At 69.8% G+C, this 18604-nt stretch carries 12 protein-coding genes; 3 read left to right on the forward strand and 9 right to left on the reverse strand.

Features of this window, described 5'->3' with window-relative positions; translation table 11 throughout:
• Nucleotides 1-13: 13 nt before the first annotated feature.
• The 8 genes from glmM to BW949_RS00325 all read right to left on the reverse strand — a co-directional run bounded on the left by glmM (nucleotide 14) and on the right by BW949_RS00325 (nucleotide 10490).
• On the reverse strand, nucleotides 14-1360 hold the full coding sequence (gene glmM / locus BW949_RS00290) for a phosphoglucosamine mutase (protein WP_076362942.1): 1347 nt from the start codon (nucleotides 1358-1360) through the stop codon (nucleotides 14-16).
• A 4-nt stretch (nucleotides 1361-1364) separates the two neighbouring features.
• Entirely contained in the window at nucleotides 1365-2354 is a 990-nt protein-coding gene (gene folP, locus BW949_RS00295; protein ID WP_076362943.1) for a dihydropteroate synthase, read from the reverse strand.
• A gap of 40 nt (nucleotides 2355-2394) precedes the next feature.
• A complete protein-coding gene (locus BW949_RS00300; RefSeq protein WP_076362944.1) occupies nucleotides 2395-3321 on the reverse strand; it encodes a dihydroneopterin aldolase in 927 nt (308 codons plus the stop codon).
• Between the two features lie 244 nt (nucleotides 3322-3565).
• Nucleotides 3566-4249, reverse strand: a complete 684-nt coding sequence (locus tag BW949_RS00305) for a cell wall hydrolase (RefSeq protein WP_076362945.1) — start codon at nucleotides 4247-4249, stop codon at nucleotides 3566-3568.
• 228 nt (nucleotides 4250-4477) lie between these two features.
• The gene (locus BW949_RS00310) at nucleotides 4478-7006 is read right to left on the reverse strand and encodes a putative PEP-binding protein (protein ID WP_076363652.1); all 2529 of its coding nucleotides are present in this window, start codon (nucleotides 7004-7006) and stop codon (nucleotides 4478-4480) included.
• Nucleotides 7007-7080: 74 nt separating this feature from the next.
• Nucleotides 7081-9141 carry a glycine--tRNA ligase subunit beta gene (glyS, locus tag BW949_RS00315; protein WP_076362946.1) on the reverse strand — a complete coding sequence of 687 codons (2061 nt, stop codon included), beginning with the start codon at nucleotides 9139-9141 and terminating at the stop codon, nucleotides 7081-7083.
• 3 nt (nucleotides 9142-9144) lie between these two features.
• A complete protein-coding gene (locus BW949_RS00320; RefSeq protein ID WP_143524379.1) occupies nucleotides 9145-9549 on the reverse strand; it encodes a DUF6446 family protein in 405 nt (134 codons plus the stop codon).
• Entirely contained in the window at nucleotides 9546-10490 is a 945-nt protein-coding gene (locus BW949_RS00325) for a glycine--tRNA ligase subunit alpha (protein ID WP_076362948.1), read from the reverse strand. The genes BW949_RS00320 and BW949_RS00325 overlap by 4 nt, the downstream gene beginning before the upstream one ends.
• Nucleotides 10491-10720: 230 nt before the next feature.
• Here BW949_RS00325 and BW949_RS00330 point away from each other — a divergent pair, with 230 nt between their 5' ends.
• Entirely contained in the window at nucleotides 10721-12520 is a 1800-nt protein-coding gene (locus BW949_RS00330; protein WP_076362949.1) for a serine protease, read from the forward strand.
• A 149-nt stretch (nucleotides 12521-12669) separates the two neighbouring features.
• On the opposite strand, the gene BW949_RS00335 is transcribed toward BW949_RS00330, so the two are convergent.
• Entirely contained in the window at nucleotides 12670-14118 is a 1449-nt protein-coding gene (locus BW949_RS00335) for a TrkH family potassium uptake protein (RefSeq protein WP_076362950.1), read from the reverse strand.
• Nucleotides 14119-14276: 158 nt separating this feature from the next.
• On the opposite strand from BW949_RS00335, the gene BW949_RS00340 reads away from it, so the two are divergent.
• Together BW949_RS00340 and BW949_RS00345 are read left to right on the forward strand one after the other, a co-directional pair.
• Nucleotides 14277-17717, forward strand: coding sequence for a pyruvate carboxylase (locus tag BW949_RS00340; protein WP_076362951.1), 3441 nt, complete (start codon nucleotides 14277-14279; stop codon nucleotides 17715-17717).
• A gap of 255 nt (nucleotides 17718-17972) precedes the next feature.
• Nucleotides 17973-18425, forward strand: a complete 453-nt coding sequence (locus BW949_RS00345; protein ID WP_076362952.1) for a tellurite resistance TerB family protein — start codon at nucleotides 17973-17975, stop codon at nucleotides 18423-18425.
• Nucleotides 18426-18604 lie beyond the last annotated feature (179 nt).

Below are 18604 nucleotides of genomic sequence, written 5' to 3' on the forward strand. Positions count from 1 at the left end.
CCCCGGCGGGGCCTCAGATTGCGGCCTCGACCTCGGCGACGATGCCGCCGACGATCTCGGCCAGAAGTGCTTCGTCCTCGCATTCGGCCATGACCCGGATCAGCGGCTCGGTGCCCGACTTGCGGATCAGGAGGCGGCCCTTCCCGACCAGGCGGGCCTCGGCCTCGGCAATCAGATTTCGAACATTCTGATGCTCGAGCGGGGTCTGGCCGGCCGCATATCTGACATTTTGCAACATTTGCGGCACGGGCGCGAATTGGCGGACCAGTTCGGACGCGCGCCGCCCGGTGCGGATCATCTCGGCCAGGAATTGCAGCCCCGCCAGAAGCCCGTCGCCCGTCGTGGCGAAATCGGTCATCACGATATGGCCCGATTGCTCGCCGCCCAGGTTGAAGCCGCCCGCGCGCATCCGCTCGACCACGTAACGGTCGCCCACGGCGGTGCGCTCAAGGCGAAGCCCCCGCCCCGACAGGAACCGTTCAAGCCCGAGGTTCGACATCACCGTCGCCACCAGCGCGCCGCCCCGCAGCCGCTGTTCCTCGGCCCAGCGCGCGGCCAGCAGCGCCATCAGCTGATCGCCATCGGCCACCTGGCCAGTCTCGTCGATCAAGATCACGCGGTCGGCGTCGCCATCAAGACAGATGCCGACATCGGCGCCATGCGCCACCACCGTCTCGGCGGCCACGCGCGGCCGGGTCGAGCCGCATTCAAGATTGATGTTGGTGCCATTCGGGGCCACGCCCACCGGGACCACCTCGGCGCCCAGCTCCCACAGCGCCTCGGGGGCGGCGCGATAGGCGGCCCCATTGGCGCAATCGACCACCACCTTCAGCCCGTCCAGCCGATGCGCGCCCGTGGGCAGCGTGGACTTCACCCGCTCGATATAGCGGAACCGCCCGTCATCGACCCGCCTTGCGCGGCCGATGTTCTGCGCCTGCGCGGGCTCGACCCCGGCTTCGACCAGCCGCTCGATCTCGGCCTCGGCCTCGTCGGACAGCTTGAACCCGTCAGGGCCAAAGAACTTGATCCCGTTATCCTCGGCCGGGTTGTGGCTGGCCGAGATCATCACCCCCAGATCGGCGCGCATCGAGGTGGTCAGCAGCCCCACCGCCGGCGTCGGCACCGGCCCCAGCAGCAGCACGTTCATCCCCGTCGAGGTCAGCCCCGCCGTCAGCGCGTTTTCCAGCATGTAGCCCGACAGCCGCGTGTCCTTGCCAATGACAACCCGGTGCCGGTTGCGCCCGTCGCGGCGGAAGAACCGCCCCGCGGCGGCGCCCAGCCGCATCGCCATTTCCGCGGTCATCGGGTGCTGATTGGCCCGGCCGCGCACCCCGTCGGTGCCGAAAAGCTTGCGTCCCATGGCCTTACCCCTTGTTGTCGGTCACCGCGTCCCAGAGCGCCAGCGCCTGGACATGCGCGGCCACATCATGCACGCGGTGGATCTGCGCGCCCTGCGCCACGCCCGCCAGCGTCACCGCAATGGTGCCCGGATCGCGCGCCGATGCCGTTTCCGCCCCGCCGATCCGGCCGATGAACCGCTTGCGCGAGACCCCCAGAAGGATCGCACAGCCCAGACCGTGAAACAGCGACAGCCCCCGCAGCAGCGCCAGGTTATGCGCCTCGGTCTTGCCGAAGCCGATACCCGGATCGACCGCGATGCGCGCGCGCGAAATGCCCGCGGCCTCGGCCCGCGCCACACGCGCCGCAAGCGCGTCATAGACATCGAGCAGCACATCGTCATAGCGCGGATCGTCCTGCATGGTCTCGGGCAGGCCTTGCGCATGCATCAGACAGAGCGCGGCGCCCCGATCCGCGACCAGCGGCGCCAGATCGGCGTCGAAATCCAGCCCCGAGACATCGTTGACGATCACCGCCCCGGCCTCGAGCGCGGCGGCAGCCACGGCGGCCTTGCGCGTGTCGATCGAGAGAGGCCGCCCCCCCGCCAGCGCCGCGATCACCGGGCGGGTGCGGGCGATCTCGGTCTCGACCGGAACCTCCTGCGCGCCGGGCCGGGTGGATTCGCCCCCAACATCCAGGATATCGGCCCCCGCCAGCGCCGCGGCCTGCGCCAATGCCGCATCCGGGTCGAGATAGCGCCCGCCGTCGGAAAAGCTGTCGGGCGTCACGTTCAGGATGCCCATGACGCGCGGGGCGGACAGGTCCACCCCACCCCAGGGCGCGCGCGGGGCGCACAGCGCCTCGAGGATGTCATCGGGGATATCCGAGGCCGGGGCACGGCGCGGGGCCTGCCCGCGGCGCAACAACTCGACTGCATCGAAGCGCGCCCAGCCGCCCGCAAGCGCGGGGCCGGTCGCATGGGGGGAAACCAAGGGACGGTAGTAGATCTTGCTCATCCGACGAGATGTTGCGCATCCCGCCGCCAAGGGCAAGACCTCAGAGCGGCACCGTCTTCACCGGCACGCGGCTTCCCGCCGGCCCTGTAACCTCTCCGTGAAGCTCGAGCCGCTGGGCGGCGAATTCCTCGGCCAGCCACAGCGCCAGCGCCACGCCATCGCCGGCATGGGCCTTGGGGCCGTCGACCGCATCCAGCACGATCTTCGAGGGCGCCCAGACGATCAGCTGCCCCTGCCGCATGGCCCAGTCGATCTCGGTGCGGGTGGCCACGACCATGCAGCGCGGATCGCGCGCGGCCAGAACCCAGGCGTTCTGCTCGATCGCCAGAAGGTCGATGCGCCGCTGGGTGGGCACATGCTCCGTCATCGGGCGCGGACCTTCGGGCAGGCCCACGCTCAGGATCACCGGCGCGCCGCCCGCGATCAGCGCATCGAGCCGCGCGCCCAGATCGGGCGCGGCGATGGCGGCATTGGTCAGATGCGCCACGACCGGGTGCAGCGCCTCGCCGGTGATTTCGGCGCAGACGGGCTGCGAGGCGCGCGCGCGCACGATCTCGACGCCCAGCGCACCGGGACCGCGGTCCAGCTTCTCGATGCGCACGAAGACCCGCATCGCCTGCGGCTGGGCCAGGATGCGTTCGGCCACGCGCTCGGCCAGCGTCTCGAGCAGGTTCAGCCGCTCGGCCGCCAGTTCGGCCGCGATGGCCTCGGTCAGCCGGTCATAGCTGAGAATGCGGTCCACATCGTCAAGCAGCGGCTCGGGATGCGGGCGCGTCTCGACCACGATGTTGAAGCGCAGACGCTGGCTCTGGCCGCGCTCGGGCTGGAAGGCGCCGATATCGGCGGTCACGACATGATCGCGCAGGGAAATCCGGTCACGCGGATCGGCGCTGGCCGAGGCCTCGGCGCGCGCTTCGGGATGGGCAAAGGCCAGTCCGATATCGGAAAGCGGCTCGGGATGGGTCATGGGGGAGAGATCGCCGGAAAAAGGTCAGGGCATGCGGTGGCACGCGGTTCTTGTCGTGCAACTGCACGCGGGTTCTTGCCGTGCAGCTGCACGCGGGTTCTTGCCGTGCAGCTGCACGCGGGTTCTGATGCGCGGGGAAGGCCGCGCAGTGGCGCAGCTTCACGCGGGGTTCCGGGGGATCATAGACGCGCGCCGCGGCCGGGGCGAGAGCACAAACGCCGCCCCAGGGTCCAAAAGCGGCCGCTCAGCGCATCGCGGTCACAAGGCCGTTGCGGTAGAAGATGTGCTGGCCGATCTTGGCCGTGCGCGTGAACCGGCGCGACCAGCTGGGCCGCACGGCAGGCGTATGGAAATAGGTGGCGCCGTCGGTCAGCGCGCGCGGCGCCCCGTCCAGAAGCGCCCGCGCCACCTTGGCCACGCGGCCATAGGCGGCGGTGTTGCGCACGCGGTCGGCGCGCCCGTCGCAGGTCCACGAGAACTGGCAGCCGCGCGCATTCGACTGATGCACCACGCCGCAGATCGTGTCCGGGAAACGCGGATCATCGACGCGGTTCAGCACGACCTCGCCCACCGCGGCCTGACCGGCCACGCTTTCGCCGCGCGCCTCGAAATACATTGCGCGGGCCAGGCACTGGAACTCGTCCCCGCCGGTTGCCGCCGGGCGGCTGTCGACCCAGGCGCGCGTATAGTCGATGTCCGACCCCGCGCGGGCCTTGCGCGCGCGCTTGGGCGTTCGGGTCAGCACGTCGAAGCGGGCTTCGTTCAGCGACCCCAGCGCCAGTCGTTCCTGCACCAGCAGCGTGGCCACCTCGGCGCCCAGAAGTGCGGCCGGGTCGTTCGACTGGCTCATGGTGACATCGGCCCGCAGGCCGCCGGTCAGTGCAAACAGCACCGCGGCGCTTCCGATCAGGCGTTTCAACATCGACATGGGGTCTTCCCGTGTGGTGGGTCCGAGAACGAAGGGTGCACCTTCGATCGACGTCCCTTAGCCGAGGCGACGGGCAGGGTAAACCAACTGTTGCATTTTTGCAACACAACTTAGGGTGGCACGGCGGGAATCGGCCCAAATCTCGGGAAAGTGACAGGCGGATTTTTGCCTATGAGGATTTCGGCACGCAGTTGCCCCCCGTCCGCGGCACCTGCCGGCAACACTCCGCTAAGAGGTCGGGCGGTCCAGAAGCGCGAAATGGGCCGCGGCGAGTCGCGCCACCGGCACCCGGAAGGGCGAACACGAGACATAATCGAATCCCGCCGCCCGACAGAAGGCAATCGATTCGGGGTTCCCTCCATGTTCCCCGCAGACCGAAAGCGTCACATCCGGGCGCCCCTCGCGGCCGCGCCCCGCCCCGATCAGGAGCAATTCGCCCACCCCCTCGACATCGAGAACGTGGAACGGATCCTCGGCATAGACCTGCTGCATGACATACGAGCCCATGAACCGCCCCGCATCATCGCGCGACAGCCCATAGGCCATCTGCGTCAGGTCGTTGGTGCCAAAGGACAGGAAGGCGGCATGCTGGGCGATCTCGCCGGCGCGCAGGGCGGCCCGCGGGGTCTCGACCATCACCCCCAGCCGATAGGCGAACTGCGCCTTCTGCTCGGTGCGCACGGCCCCGGCCACGGCGTCGATGCGGGTCTTGACCAGCTCGACCTCGCGCGAGGCCGAGACCAGCGGGATCATGATCTCGGGCACCACGGGCGCGCCGCGCCGGCCGGCCTCGACCGTGGCCTCGAAGATGGCGCGGGCCTGCATGTCGTAGATCTCGGGCATGGTGATGCCCAGCCGCACCCCGCGCATGCCCAGCATCGGGTTGAATTCCGACAGCGCCTCGACCCGGCGCGTCACCTCGGACAGCGGCCGGTCCAGCGCCTCGGCCAGCTCGCGCATACCCTCGCGGTCATGGGGCAGGAATTCGTGCAGCGGCGGGTCGAACAGGCGGATGCAGACCGGCTGGCCCGCCATGATGTCGAACAGCGCCAGGAAGTCGGCCCGCTGCATCGGCAACAGCCGTTCCAGCGCGATGCGCCGATCGCGCGAGGTATCGGCGAAGATCATCTCGCGCATGACCGTCAGCCGGTCCTCGTCAAAGAACATGTGCTCGGTGCGGCACAGCCCGATCCCCTCGGCCTCGAACAGCCGCGCGGTGCGCGCGTCGTCGGGGGTGTCGGCATTGGCGCGCACACCGATGTCGCGCACGTTGTCGGCCCAGCGCAGAAGCGTGCGGAACCCGTCGTCGAGCGCCGGCGCCAGCATCTCGGCCGCGCCCAGCAGCACCTCGCCGTTCGAGCCGTCGATGGTGATCGTGTCGCCCTCGCGCAGGAGGCGGCCGTCCTCGGCGCGCAAGGTGCGCTCGCGCTGGTCGAGCACGATCCCCGAGGCGCCGACGATGCAGGGCAGCCCCAGCCCGCGCGCGATCACCGCGGCATGGCTGGTGATGCCGCCGCGCTCGGTCAGCACGCCGTGCGCGGCATGCATGCCGCGGATGTCCTCGGGGCCGGTCTCGCGGCGGACCAGGATGCAGGGCTCGTCGCGCGCGGCGGCGGCCTGGGCGGCGGCGGCGGTGAAGACGATCCGCCCGGTGGCGGCGCCGGGGCTGGCGGCGATGCCGCGCCCGATGCGTTCGCGCGGCGCGCGCGGGTCCACCTGATAATGCAAAAGTTCGCTCAGCGCGCGGGGCTCGACGCGCAGGATCGCGTCTTCGCGGGAAATCACGCCATCCTGGGCCAGCGACACCGCGATGCGCACGCCGGCGCGGGCCGAGCGCGTGACCTTGAGCGCGTCGATCACCCGCAGCTTGCCGCTTTCCACGACGAATTCGATCTGCATTTCCTCGCGCAGGCGGGCCCGGCAGGCGGCACCATGCGCCACAAGTTCGGCAAAGATCTGCGGCGCGGCTTCCTCGAGCGAGGCCCCGCGCGGGTCACGCGTCAGATAGAGCGTCTCGACCGAGGCCGCGCGCCCCTGCGCCTGGCCGCGAAACCGCCCCGTGATGCGCGGGCTGCCGGTCACCCCGTCCACGAACTGGATCGTGCCCGAGCCCGACAGCCCCGGCCCGATGCCGAAGGCCATCTCCTGCACCAGAAGACCCAGCGCGGCGTCGGGCGGCGCGCCCTTGGCCTGACGCAGAAGCCGCGCCGAGGTTCCCTCCCAGGCGCGGGCCATCGAACGCAGCACCTCGGCCAGCTGCCGCGCCGGATCCTGCGGAAAGGGCTCGTCGGTTTCCTCTTGATAGAGGGTCAGCGCATGACCCAGCGCCCCCGGTTCGGGGTCGAGCGCAAAGGCATCCGGGTCGAGCCGCGCGACATGGGTCGCATAGGAATGCACGAACCGCAGATAGAGCGCATCGGCCGCCGCCGCGCCATGGGTCTTGCGGATCTCGGCGTGGCGGGCGGCATTCATGCCGACGTTCAGCACCGAGCCCGGCCCGCCCCATTCGGGATTGACCGGCGAGGGCCGGACCGACACCAGCGCGCCCGTCCGCGCCAGGATGCCGGCCGCGTCGACCGCCTGTCCCGCCGCCAGCGCGCGCACCGTCCCGGCCGGAAGCGCCACCGTGCGCGGCACCGGCAGATCCAGCCGCACCAGCCGTTGCAGGCATTTCGCCCGCCAGCCATGCTGGGCGACCGCCACCGCGGCGGCGGGGGCGATCTCCACGAAATCGGTGGAGACGGGGCGGGGAGGCACGGGCTTTTTCTGCAACGCGGCAATATCCTTCTCGGGGCAGGATATCCGCTTGCGCGCGCCGCGCAAGCGCCCTTCTAGCCTTCGATGCGTCCCAGATCGGCCACCGCAAGACAGGCCGCGCGGATCCGGTGCAACAGGTTCAGCCGGTTGCGCCGCACCACCGCATTGTCGGTGTTGATCTGCACTTCGGTGAAGAAGGCGTCGATCGGGCCGCGCAATTCGGCCATGGCGGCCATGGCGGCGGCGAAATCCTCGGCCGTCATTGCCGGCGCGATCGCGGCCTCGGCCCGGTCCAACGCGGCAAAGAGCGTGCGCTCGGCGTCGCTTTCGGCGAATTTGGGATCGGCACCATAGCTGTATTCCACCCCGTCGCGGGCCTCGGCCTGGGTCAGGATGTTGTTGGCGCGCTTGAAGCCCTGGATCAGGTTCTCGCCGTCGTCGGTCTTGAGGAAGGCCGCCAGCGCCTCGGCGCGCTTGACCACCAGCGTCAGATCGTCGGCGCCGGGCATCCCCAGCACCGCGTCGATCACGTCATGGCGGATGCCCTCGTCGCGCAGGAACACCTTGAGCCGGTCGTGGAAGAAGCTCAGCAGATCGCCCGCATCCGCCCCGGAATTGGCCTTTTCGAACATTTCCAGCAGCGGCAGCCGCAATTTGTTGACCAGAACCAGACGGATCACACCCAGCGCGGCGCGGCGCAGCGCGAAGGGATCCTTCGAGCCGGTGGGTTTCTCGTCGATCGCCCAGAAGCCGGTCAGCGTGTCGATCTTGTCGGCCAGGGCCACCGCCACCGTCACCGGCGCATCGGGCACCGCATCGCCCGGCCCCAGCGGCGAATAATGCCCCTTGCAGGCCTCGGCCACGGCCTCGGGCAGGCCGGCGGCACGGGCGTAATAGCCGCCCATGATGCCCTGAAGCTCGGGGAATTCGCCCACCATTTCCGATTGCAGGTCGGATTTGACCACACGCGCGGCCTCGGCGGCCAGATCGGGCTGCGCCCCGACCCGCGGCGCGATCTCGCGCGCCAGCGCCTCGATCCGGTCGATGCGGGCCTTCTGGCTGCCCAGCTTGTTGTGGAAGGTGACATTGGCCAGGCCCGCCCCCATCCCCTCGAGCCCCTCGGCCTTCACGCGGGCCAGGTCGTTTTCCCAGAAGAAGCGCGCATCCGACAGCCGCGCCGACAGCACCTTGCGGTTGCCCTTGAGGATGGTCTCGCCGCCGTCGGGCGCCTCGATATTGGCAACCGTCACGAAGCCCTCGATACGGGCCGTGCGCGGGTTGCGCAGCGAGAAGAACTTCTGGTGTTCGCGCATCGAGGTCTGGAGCACCTCGGGCGGCAGGCCCAGGAAATCCTCCTCGATCGGGCCGGCCAGCACCACGGGCCATTCGACCAGCCCCGAGACCTCGGCCAGAAGGCCCGCGTCCTCGACCAGTTCGAGATCGCGCGCAAAGGCCATGTTGGTGGCCTCGGCCGCGATGATGTTGGCGCGTTCCTCGGGGTCCAGCACCACCTTGGCGCGGGCCAGTTTCGCGCGGTAATCGTCAAAACCGGTCACGGTGAAGGGCGCGGGCGCCATGAAGCGGTGCCCGCGCGTGGTGTTGCCCGCGACCAGCCCGTCGATCTCGAGCGGCACGACCGCGGCGCCGTGCTCGTCGACCAGAAGGCACAGGATCGCATGCAGCGGGCGCACCCAGCGCAGCGTGCCATTGCCCCAGCGCATGGATTTGGGCCAGGGAAAGTCGCGGATCGTGGTTTCGAGCGCCGCGGCGACGATCTCGGCGGCCGGACGGCCGGGATGTTCGATTTGTGCAAAGAACACCACGCCCTTGGGGGTCTCGCGGCGCTCGAATGTATCACGGGTCATATTCGTGGCGCGCTCGAAACCGGCGATCGCGGCCTCGGGGGCGTCGGCGCGCGGGCCCTTGCGTTCCTCGCGCCGGGTGGGCGAAGCCGCCGACAGCCCCTCGACCGTCAGCACCAGCCGCCGCGGGGTCGAGAAGGCCCCGGCCGAAGCATAGGTCAGACCGGCCACGACCAGCGCATCGGTCATCCGCGTCTTGAGATCCTGCGCGGCGCGGCGCTGCATCCGGGCCGGGATCTCTTCGGAAAAGAGTTCGATCAGCAGATCGGGCATGGCTCACTCCGCCTTGCGAGAATGGGGATCGGGCTGCGCCCAGGCATAGGCGCGGCCATCGGGATAGACGGCAAGGATCCGGCGCAGACCGGGCGCGGGCGCATCGCCCAGAAACGCCACCGCGCGGCCCGCGGCCAGATCGGCAGCCAGACGCGCAGGGTCATAGCAGGGCAGCGCCGCCGGCACCGGGCGGGCCGCATCCTCGAGAACATAGCTTTCGGTCATCAGCGCCAGCGACAGCGGCGTGCGCAGGCATTCGGCCCCGCCCCCCGCGGCCAGCGTCTCGGCCAGGAAGGGCTCGACCTGGCCCGTGGCCACCGACACGAGCGAAACGGGCCCAAACGAGACCGGCCCAAGCGAAACCGGCCCGGCCGCGGCCAGCGCCAGAAGGGCGGCCGCCATGCTCATGCGTCAACCTTGGGCTGGGCGGCCTCGGTCTGCACGAAGGCATCGGCGCAGGCCTTGGCCAGCGCCCGCACCCGCCCGATATAGGATTGCCGCTCGGTCACCGAGATCACGCCGCGCGCATCGAGCAGGTTAAAGAGATGGCTGGCCTTGATGCATTGATCATAGGCGGGATGGGCCATGATGATCGCCCTGCCGGTGCGCGGGTCGATCTCGGGCGCGGCCAGGATGCGGGCGCATTCGGCCTCGGCATGTTCGAAATGTTCAAACAGCGTCGCCGTATCGGCCTGATCGAAGTTGAACCGCGAGTATTCACGTTCGGTTTGTGCAAAGATGTCGCCATAGCTCAGCGCGATGGGCGCCTCGGGGGCGTTGAAGGGCATGTCCATCACATGGTCGATGCCCAGCACATACATCGCCAGCCGTTCAAGCCCATAGGTCAGCTCGCCCGCGACGGGGCGGCAATCATGCCCGCCGACCTGCTGGAAATAGGTGAATTGGCTGACCTCCATGCCGTCGCACCAGACCTCCCAGCCCAGCCCCCAGGCGCCCAGCGTCGGGCTTTCCCAGTCGTCTTCGACAAAGCGGATGTCATGCATCGCCGGGTCGATCCCGATCGCGGCCAGGCTGCCCAGATAGAGATCCTGAAGATCGGGCGGCGAGGGTTTGATGATGACCTGATATTGATAATAATGCTGGAGGCGGTTGGGGTTCTCGCCGTAGCGGCCGTCGGTCGGCCGGCGCGAGGGCTGGACATAGGCCGCCGCCCAGGGCCGCGCGCCCAGGCTGCGCAGCGTGGTGGCCGGGTGGAAGGTGCCCGCCCCCACCTCCATGTCATAGGGTTGCAGCACCGCGCAGCCCTTGCCCGCCCAATAGGCCTGGAGCCTCAGGATCACCTCCTGGAACGAGCGCGGATGGGAAACGGTCTCGGTGTCGGCGGTCATGGCGGCCTCTGTCGGAGAGAAAGGGCATAGCGAGAGAGCGCCCTCTCCCTAATGAACGCCCGCCGGGGGGTCAACGGCTGCGTGTGGAGAAAGCGTCTCGGCCCGGCGCGGACCTGTCCGCGCAGGCCCGCGGGGCGGCGTTTTGGGGGTGACGCGGGCGCGAGGGATGCTAACCTTCGCCCCCGATGGAATGTCGGGAAAACCAGAGGTTCGTGGTAGGCATGGCGAGAATGAGCAGGAAATGGTCGGGGGTTTCGGCGCTGGCGATCTGGGTTGCGGCGGGGGCGGCAGGGGCAGACCCGGCCTGGGTTCAGGTGGAGGCGGTCCCGACCCTGCGCGAGGCCGAGGCGCGCGCGCAGGACTGGGCCGAGCGCCTGCCCGACGTGGGCGGCTTTGCCATGCGCAGCGGCTGGTATGCGATCGCGCTGGGGCCCTTTGCCGATGACGATGCCGCTGATGCGCGGGCCCGGTCGCTGCGCAGCGGCCGCATGATCCCCTCGGACAGCTATGTCACCGACGGCACCGAATATCGCCAGCAATTCTGGCCCGTGGGCGCCGGGCTGACCGGCCCGCGGATCAGCGCGCCGGCGCTGCCCGCCGACCCGATGGCCGCGCCCGCCACCGCGCCCGAACCCACCGCGCCCCGGCCCACAGCGGCGCCCCCCGACGCGGCCCCCGCTCTCGCGGCGCCCGCCATGCCCGTCGAGACCATGGCCGAGGCGCGCGCCTCCGAGGCCCGTCTGGACCGCGACGCGCGGATGGATCTGCAACGCGCGCTGGCCTGGGCGGGCTTCTATTCGGCCGGCATCGACGGCGCCTTCGGGCGCGGCACCCGCGCCTCGATGGCCGCCTGGCAGGAGGCCAACGGCCACGAACCCACGGGCGTTCTGAGCACCGCCCAGCGCGCCGAGGTTCTGGCGGCGATGGCGCGCGAGAAGGCGCAGCTGGGCCTGCGCCGGGTGACCGAGGACGAAGCCGGCATCGAGATCGACCTGCCGATGGGTCTGGTCGCCTTCGACCGCTATGACCCGCCCTTCGTGCATTACAAATCGGCCGACGGCACGGGGATCCGCGTCGTGCTGATCTCGCGGCCGGGCGACCAGGCGGCGCTGCGCGGGCTCTATGAGGCGATGCAGACCCTCGAGATCGTGCCGCTGGACGGCCCCCGCGATCTGGGGCGCACCCGCTTCGACATTTCCGGCCAGAACGCCGAGATCGCCTCGGTGGTTCATGCCGAATTGCGCGACGGCGCGATCAAGGGCTATGCGCTGGTCTGGCCCGTCACGGCGGATGACCGCATGGTCACCCGCGCCCGCGCGGCGATGAAGGACAGCTTCCGCGCCCTCGACGGGCGGGTGCTGGACGACAGCCTGGGCCAGCCGATGTCGGTGTCGCGCGCGGACCTGATGTCGGGGCTCGAGGTGCGCCGCCCGGTGCGCGCGCGCTCGGGCGTCTATGTCGATGAACGCGGCGCGGTGCTGACCACGGCCGAGGCCGTCGCGGACTGCGGCCGGGTGACGGTCGACGGGATCGACGCGCGTCTGGGCGCCACCGACCCGGACCTGGGCCTGGCGCTGCTCGAGCCCGAGGCGCGGCTGGCCCCGCGCGCGGTGGCCGATTGGCATGTGGGGCCGGTCGAGCTGAACGCCGAGGTCGCGGTGGCGGGCTATCCCTATGGCGATGCGGTCTCGGCGCCGGTGCTGACCTTCGGCACGATGGCGGGCCCCGGCGGCCTGACCGGCGAGACGGGGCAGGCACGGCTGGCGCTGGCCGCGCTAGAGGGGGACGCGGGCGGGCCGGTGCTCGATGCCACCGGCGCCGCGATCGGGCTTCTTCTTCCCCATCCCGAAGGCGACCGGCTGCTGCCGGCGGATCTGTCGCTGACGCTGCGGGCCGGGCCGATCACGCAGATGCTGTCGGCGGCCGGGATCACGCCCGCCACCGCCGCCCCCGGCCGCGCTATCATGGCCGCCGAGGATCTGTCGCGCCGCGCCGCGGGCATGACCGTTCTGGTCTCCTGCTGGAACTGAGCCCCGCCCGCAGACCCTCTGCACGCCCATCGCGCCCGCCCCCCGCACCGGGGCGGGCGTCTGCGTTCGGGGGCGAGGGCTAGAAGTGGGCAAAGGCCAGGGGGGACGCGCGCCCGCTACGGGAAGAGAGCCAAGCCGCGGGCGGGCGCTCAGCCGCGCCAGAACCGCGGCAGCACCAGCACCAGCACCGTCATCATCTCCAGCCGGCCGACGAACATGCCCGCGGTCATCATCCATTTGGCGCTGTCGGGAAACTGGTTGATCGCCCCCGAGGGCGCGACCTCGGGGCCCCAGGCCGGCCCGACATTGGCGATGGCCGTCCAGGCCCCGGTCAGCGCCGTCTGCGTGGACAGCCCCGCCAGCGACAGCCCCACGATCAGAAGTCCGAAGCCCAGGATGAAGAACGAGAAGAAGGCGATGACCGAATTGACCACCTCTTCATCGACCGGGCGGCCGCCCAGCTGCACCGAGATCACCCGGTGCGGCGCATAGAGACGGCGGATCTGGGTCTTCACCGCCTCGAACAGGATCAGGTAGCGGAACACCTTGATCGAACAGCCGGTCGAGCCGGTGCAGCCCCCGATCAGCCCGGTGATGATCAGGACGACGAAGCTGAAATGGCCCCATTTGGTCACGTCCTCGGAGGCATAGCCCGTGCCGGTGAAGGTCGAGACGACGTTGAAGGTGACCTCGCGCAGGGTGGGCAGGAAATCGGCCTCGTGGCGGAACATGCGATAGGCGACGATGGCCGCGATCGCATAGGCCAGCCAGCGCAGGAAGGCGCGCACCTGCACGTCGCGCCACAGCGGCGTGCCGTGCCCCTGGGTCAGCTGCACGAAGCGGATGAAGGGCAGCGCCGCCAGGATCATGAACACCGAGGCGACATATTCCGGCGCGCCCGAATAGATCGAGAAGCTCTCGTCGGTCGAGGAAAAGCCGCCCGTGCTCATCGTGGTCAGCGAATGCACGACGGCATCGAAGGGCACCATGCCCACCGCCAGATAGGCCAGCATGCAGGCGATGGTCAGCCCGACATAGATGCGGATCATCGCCATCGAGATGTCGAGCGCGCGCGGCAGCACCTTGCCCAGCGTGTCGAAGCCCTCGGACTTGAAGAATTGCATCCCGCCGACCTTCATCACCGGCAGGAACACCATCGCCACGATGACGATCCCCAGCCCGCCCAGCCATTGCAGGATGCCGCGCCACAGGTTCACCCCGCGCGGCAGGTCGTCCAGATCGGGAAAGGCGGTGGTGCCGGTGGTGGTCAGCCCCGACATGGCCTCGAAATAGGCATCCGTGAAACTGGCATGGGGGGCGCCGATGATGAAGGGCAGCGCCCCGAAGAAGGGCAGCGCCGCCCAGATCAGCGAGGTCAGAAGGAAGCTCTGGCGCAATGTCAGCGGACGCGGCGTGCCGCTCTGGCAGGCCAGCGCGGTCATCAGCCCGGCCGAGACGGTCAGGAAACCGGCCTCGAGAAAGGCGCCCCAATTGGCCGAGCCGTCGGAATAATCGAGCGCCAGCGGCACGGCCATGGCAAGGCCCAGGACCGCGACGAGAAGGCCGGTGACATAGCCGATGGGGCGCAGATCGATCATGCCTCTCTGCTTGCGGCGCGCGCCGGGGCCTGTCAAGCGGTGCAGGCGCCTGCCCGGCCGCCCGGCCTGCGCCCCGCGCTGCGGCGGGGTGCCGCAATAGCCCTTGCACCTGCCGCGCGGCCCCCTATCCTTCGGCGCGGAAATGACAGGGGGCAGGCATGTTCAAGAAGATCCTTGTGGCCAACCGCGGCGAGATCGCCATCCGCGTGATGCGTGCTGCCAACGAACTGGGCAAGAAGACCGTCGCGGTCTATGCCGAGGAAGACAAGCTGGGGCTGCACCGCTTCAAGGCCGACGAGGCCTATCGCATCGGCGAGGGGCTGGGCCCGGTCGCGGCCTATCTCTCGATCCCCGAGATCATCCGCGTGGCCAGGGAATCGGGCGCGGACGCCATCCACCCCGGCTATGGCCTGCTGTCCGAGAACCCCGAATTCGTCGAGGCCTGTACAAATGCCGGGCTGACCTTCATCGGCCCGCGTGCCGAGACCATGCGCGCCCTGGGCGACAAGGCCAGCGCGCGCAAGGTCGCCATCAAGGCCGGGGTGCCGGTCATCCCCGCCACCGAGGTGCTGGGCGATGATTTCGACGCCATCAAGCGCGAGGCCGCCGAGATCGGCTATCCGCTGATGCTCAAGGCCAGCTGGGGCGGCGGCGGGCGCGGCATGCGCCCCATCCTGGGCCCCGACGAGCTGGTCGAGAAGGTCCGCGAGGGCCGGCGCGAGGCCGAGGCCGCCTTCGGCAACGGCGAGGGCTATCTCGAGAAGATGATCACCCGCGCCCGCCATGTCGAGGTGCAGCTTCTGGGCGACAGCCACGGCGGGCTCTATCACCTCTTCGAGCGCGACTGCACCGTCCAGCGCCGCAACCAGAAGGTCGTCGAACGCGCCCCCGCCCCCTATCTGACGGACGACCAGCGCGCCGAGGTCTGCGATCTGGCGCTTCGGATCGGCCGCGCGGTCGGCTATCAGAACGCCGGCACGGTCGAGTTCCTGATGGACATGGACACGGGGCATTTCTACTTCATCGAGGTCAACCCGCGCGTTCAGGTCGAACATACCGTCACCGAGGAGGTGACCGGCATCGACATCGTGCAGGCCCAGATCCGCATCGCCGAGGGCGCCACCCTGGCCCAGGCGACCGGCGTCGCCGCGCAGGACGGCGTCACGCTGTCGGGGCATGCGCTGCAATGCCGGGTGACAACCGAGGATCCGCAGAACAACTTCATCCCCGATTACGGCCGCCTGACCGCCTATCGCAGCGCCACCGGCATGGGCATCCGGCTTGACGGCGGCACCGCCTATGCCGGCGGCGTCATCACCCGCTATTACGATTCGCTTCTGGTCAAGGTCACCGCCTGGGCCCAGACCCCCGATCAGGCCATCACCCGCATGGACCGCGCCCTGCGCGAATTCCGCATCCGCGGGGTGTCGACCAACATCGACTTCGTGATCAACCTGCTCAAGCATCCGACCTTCCTGGACATGAGCTACACGACGAAGTTCATCGACACGACGCCGGGGCTGTTCCACTTCAAGAAGCGGCGCGACCGGGCGACCAAGATCCTGACCTATATCGCCGACATCACCGTCAACGGCCACCCCGAGACCGCCGGCCGACCCCGTCCCCCGGCCGAGGCGCGCCCGCCCCGCCCGCCGCAGCCCGCCCGGCGCGACTTGCGGATGGGCACGCGCAACCTGCTGGATACGAAGGGCCCCGAGGCCGTCGCCGCCTGGATGAAGGCGCAGCAGAAACTGCTGATCACCGACACGACGATGCGCGACGGGCACCAGTCGCTTCTGGCCACGCGGATGCGCTCGATCGACATGATCCACGCCACCCCCGCCTATGCCGCCGACCTGCCCGACCTGTTCTCGGTGGAATGCTGGGGCGGGGCCACCTTCGACGTGGCCTATCGCTTCTTGCAGGAATGCCCCTGGCAGCGGCTGCGCGACATCCGCGCCCGCCTGCCCAACGTGATGACGCAGATGCTGCTGCGCGCCTCGAACGGGGTGGGCTATACCAATTACCCCGACAATGTGGTGCGCTTCTTCGTGCATCAGGCGGCCCGGACCGGGGTCGACGTGTTCCGCGTGTTCGACAGCCTCAACTGGGTCGAGAACATGCGCGTGGCCATGGATGCGGTGATCGAATCCGGCAAGCTCTGCGAGGGGACGATCTGCTACACCGGCGACATCCTCGACCCCGACCGCGCCAAGTATGACCTGAAATACTACATCGGCATGGCGCGCGACCTCGAGGCCGCGGGCGCCCATGTGCTGGGCCTCAAGGATATGGCGGGCCTGCTCAAGCCGGCCTCGGCGCGGGTGCTGATCTCGGCGCTCAAGGCGGAAGTGGGCCTGCCGATCCACTTCCACACCCATGACACTTCGGGGATCGCGGGCGCCACGGTGCTGGCGGCGGCCGATGCGGGGGTGGATGCGGTCGATGCGGCGATGGATGCGTTTTCGGGCGGCACCTCGCAGCCCTGCCTCGGCTCAATCGTCGAGGCGCTGCGCCACACCAGCCGCGACACCGGTCTCGACATCGACGCGATCCGGCGGATGTCGAACTATTGGGAGGCCGTGCGCAGCCAGTATCGCGCCTTCGAGAGCGGCCTCGAGGCGCCGGCCTCCGAGGTCTATCTCCACGAGATGCCCGGCGGCCAGTTCACCAACCTCAAGGCGCAGGCCCGCGCGCTGGGGCTCGAGGAGCGCTGGCACGAGGTCGCCCGCGCCTATGCCGATGCCAACCGCCTGTTCGGCGATATCGTCAAGGTGACGCCCTCGTCCAAGGTGGTGGGCGACATGGCGCTGATGATGGTGGCACAGGGGCTCAGCCCCGAACAGGTGCTCGACCCCGCGGTCGAGGTCGCCTTCCCGGAGTCGGTCGTGGACATGCTGCGCGGCAATCTGGGCCAGCCGCCGGGCGGGTGGCCCGAGCCGATCGTGCGCAAGGTGCTCAAGGACGAGGCCCCCGGGACCGAGCGTCCCGGCGCCAATCTGCCCGAGGTCGATCTCGAGGCGATGCGCGCCAAGCTCTCGGACGAGCTCGAGGGCTTCCGCGTCGACGACGAGGATCTGGCCGGTTATCTCATGTATCCCAAGGTGTTCCTTGATTACATGGGGCGCCACCGCAGCTATGGCCCGGTGCGCACCCTGCCCACGCGCACCTATCTCTACGGGATGGAACCGGGCGAGGAAATCGCCGCCGAGATCGACCCTGGCAAGACGCTCGAGATCCGTCTCCAGGCCGTCGGCGAGACCGGCGAGGACGGCGAGGCCAAGGTGTTCTTCGAGCTGAACGGCCAGCCGCGGGTGATCCGCGTGCCCGACCGCGCGGTCAAGGCCGCGACGGCCGCGCGGCCCAAGGCGGACGCCGGCAACCCCGATCACGTCGGCGCACCGATGCCGGGGGTGGTGGCCTCGGTCGCGGTGAGCGCGGGGGCCAAGGTCAATCCGGGCGATCTGCTGCTGACCATCGAAGCAATGAAGATGGAAACCGGCATCCACGCCGAACGCAAGGCCACCGTGCGCGCGCTCCATGTCCAGCCGGGCCAGCAGATCGACGCCAAGGATCTGCTGATCGAGCTCGAGGGCTGACCCCCCGCGGCGCGACGCCGATCAGGGACGCATCGGGACGCATCGAGGGGGGGGGGCATATCGGGGCGCCCCGCCTCCCGCACGACGCCCCGCCCTGTCCAAGGCGCCGGGGCCCGCACCCGCGGGCCCGCCGGGCGCGGGGTCTCGATGGCCCCGCGCCCGGCCGCCCCCTTCGGCGTCCCGGCCGCCACACGCCGACCCGCTCACGGGCTTTTTCCCTTTTCACATCCCCGCCGCGGGCCTAACTTGCGCCCCATGTTCGGACATCTTCTCGACCTCATTCTCGGCCCGACCGACACCACGGGCCTTGCCCGCCCCGACGCCGAGGTGGCGCTGGCCGCCCTTCTGGTGCGCGTCGCGCGCGCCGACGGCTTTTATGACGACAGCGAGAAGACCCGGATCGAGCGCCTTCTGGCCCGCCGCCAGGGCCTGTCGGCCGAGGATGCGCGGGCCTTGCGCGAAACCGCCGAGGGCGTCGAGGCCGAAGCGCCCGACACCGTGCGCTTCACCCGCGCGCTCAAGGACCGCATCGCCTACGAGGACCGCACGCAGGTGATCGAGGCGCTGTGGGAGATCGCGCTGGCCGATGGCGCGCGTTCGGCCGACGAGGATGCGCTGATCCGGCTGGCGGCCCCGCTTCTGGGGGTGTCGGACCGCGACTCCGGGCTGGCGCGCCAGCGCGTGGCCCGGCGCCTCGCGGAAGGATAGCCGCGCCTCCCCGCGCGCAACTGCACCGCGCATGCCGCCCCGCCACGGCTGCCTCTCGGGCAGGCATCTGCCCGGCCGGGCGCGCTTTTCCCCGCCGCGGCATCACGACCCCGTTGCATTCGCCCCGAAAATCGCGCCCAATGCCGACCGGTTTCCACGATCCGAGCCCACAATCCGAG

This window comes from Phaeovulum vinaykumarii, from assembly GCF_900156695.1.
GTDB lineage: Bacteria > Pseudomonadota > Alphaproteobacteria > Rhodobacterales > Rhodobacteraceae > Bieblia_A > Bieblia_A vinaykumarii.

Excerpts from the sequence above, each read along its gene's own strand:
- BW949_RS00325 (WP_076362948.1), bottom strand. The coding sequence starts at position 10,490 with ATGACCGCCGACACCGAGACCGTTTCCCATCCGCGCTCGTTCCAGGAG.
- BW949_RS00345 (WP_076362952.1), top strand. The coding sequence starts at position 17,973 with ATGTTCGGACATCTTCTCGACCTCATTCTCGGCCCGACCGACACCACG.
- glyS (WP_076362946.1), bottom strand. The coding sequence starts at position 9,141 with ATGCCCGATCTGCTGATCGAACTCTTTTCCGAAGAGATCCCGGCCCGG.
- BW949_RS00335 (WP_076362950.1), bottom strand. The coding sequence starts at position 14,118 with ATGATCGATCTGCGCCCCATCGGCTATGTCACCGGCCTTCTCGTCGCG.
- folP (WP_076362943.1), bottom strand. The coding sequence starts at position 2,354 with ATGAGCAAGATCTACTACCGTCCCTTGGTTTCCCCCCATGCGACCGGC.
- glmM (WP_076362942.1), bottom strand. The coding sequence starts at position 1,360 with ATGGGACGCAAGCTTTTCGGCACCGACGGGGTGCGCGGCCGGGCCAAT.
- BW949_RS00305 (WP_076362945.1), bottom strand. The coding sequence starts at position 4,249 with ATGTCGATGTTGAAACGCCTGATCGGAAGCGCCGCGGTGCTGTTTGCA.
- BW949_RS00300 (WP_076362944.1), bottom strand. The coding sequence starts at position 3,321 with ATGACCCATCCCGAGCCGCTTTCCGATATCGGACTGGCCTTTGCCCAT.
- BW949_RS00320 (WP_143524379.1), bottom strand. The coding sequence starts at position 9,549 with ATGAGCATGGCGGCCGCCCTTCTGGCGCTGGCCGCGGCCGGGCCGGTT.
- BW949_RS00330 (WP_076362949.1), top strand. The coding sequence starts at position 10,721 with ATGAGCAGGAAATGGTCGGGGGTTTCGGCGCTGGCGATCTGGGTTGCG.
- BW949_RS00340 (WP_076362951.1), top strand. The coding sequence starts at position 14,277 with ATGTTCAAGAAGATCCTTGTGGCCAACCGCGGCGAGATCGCCATCCGC.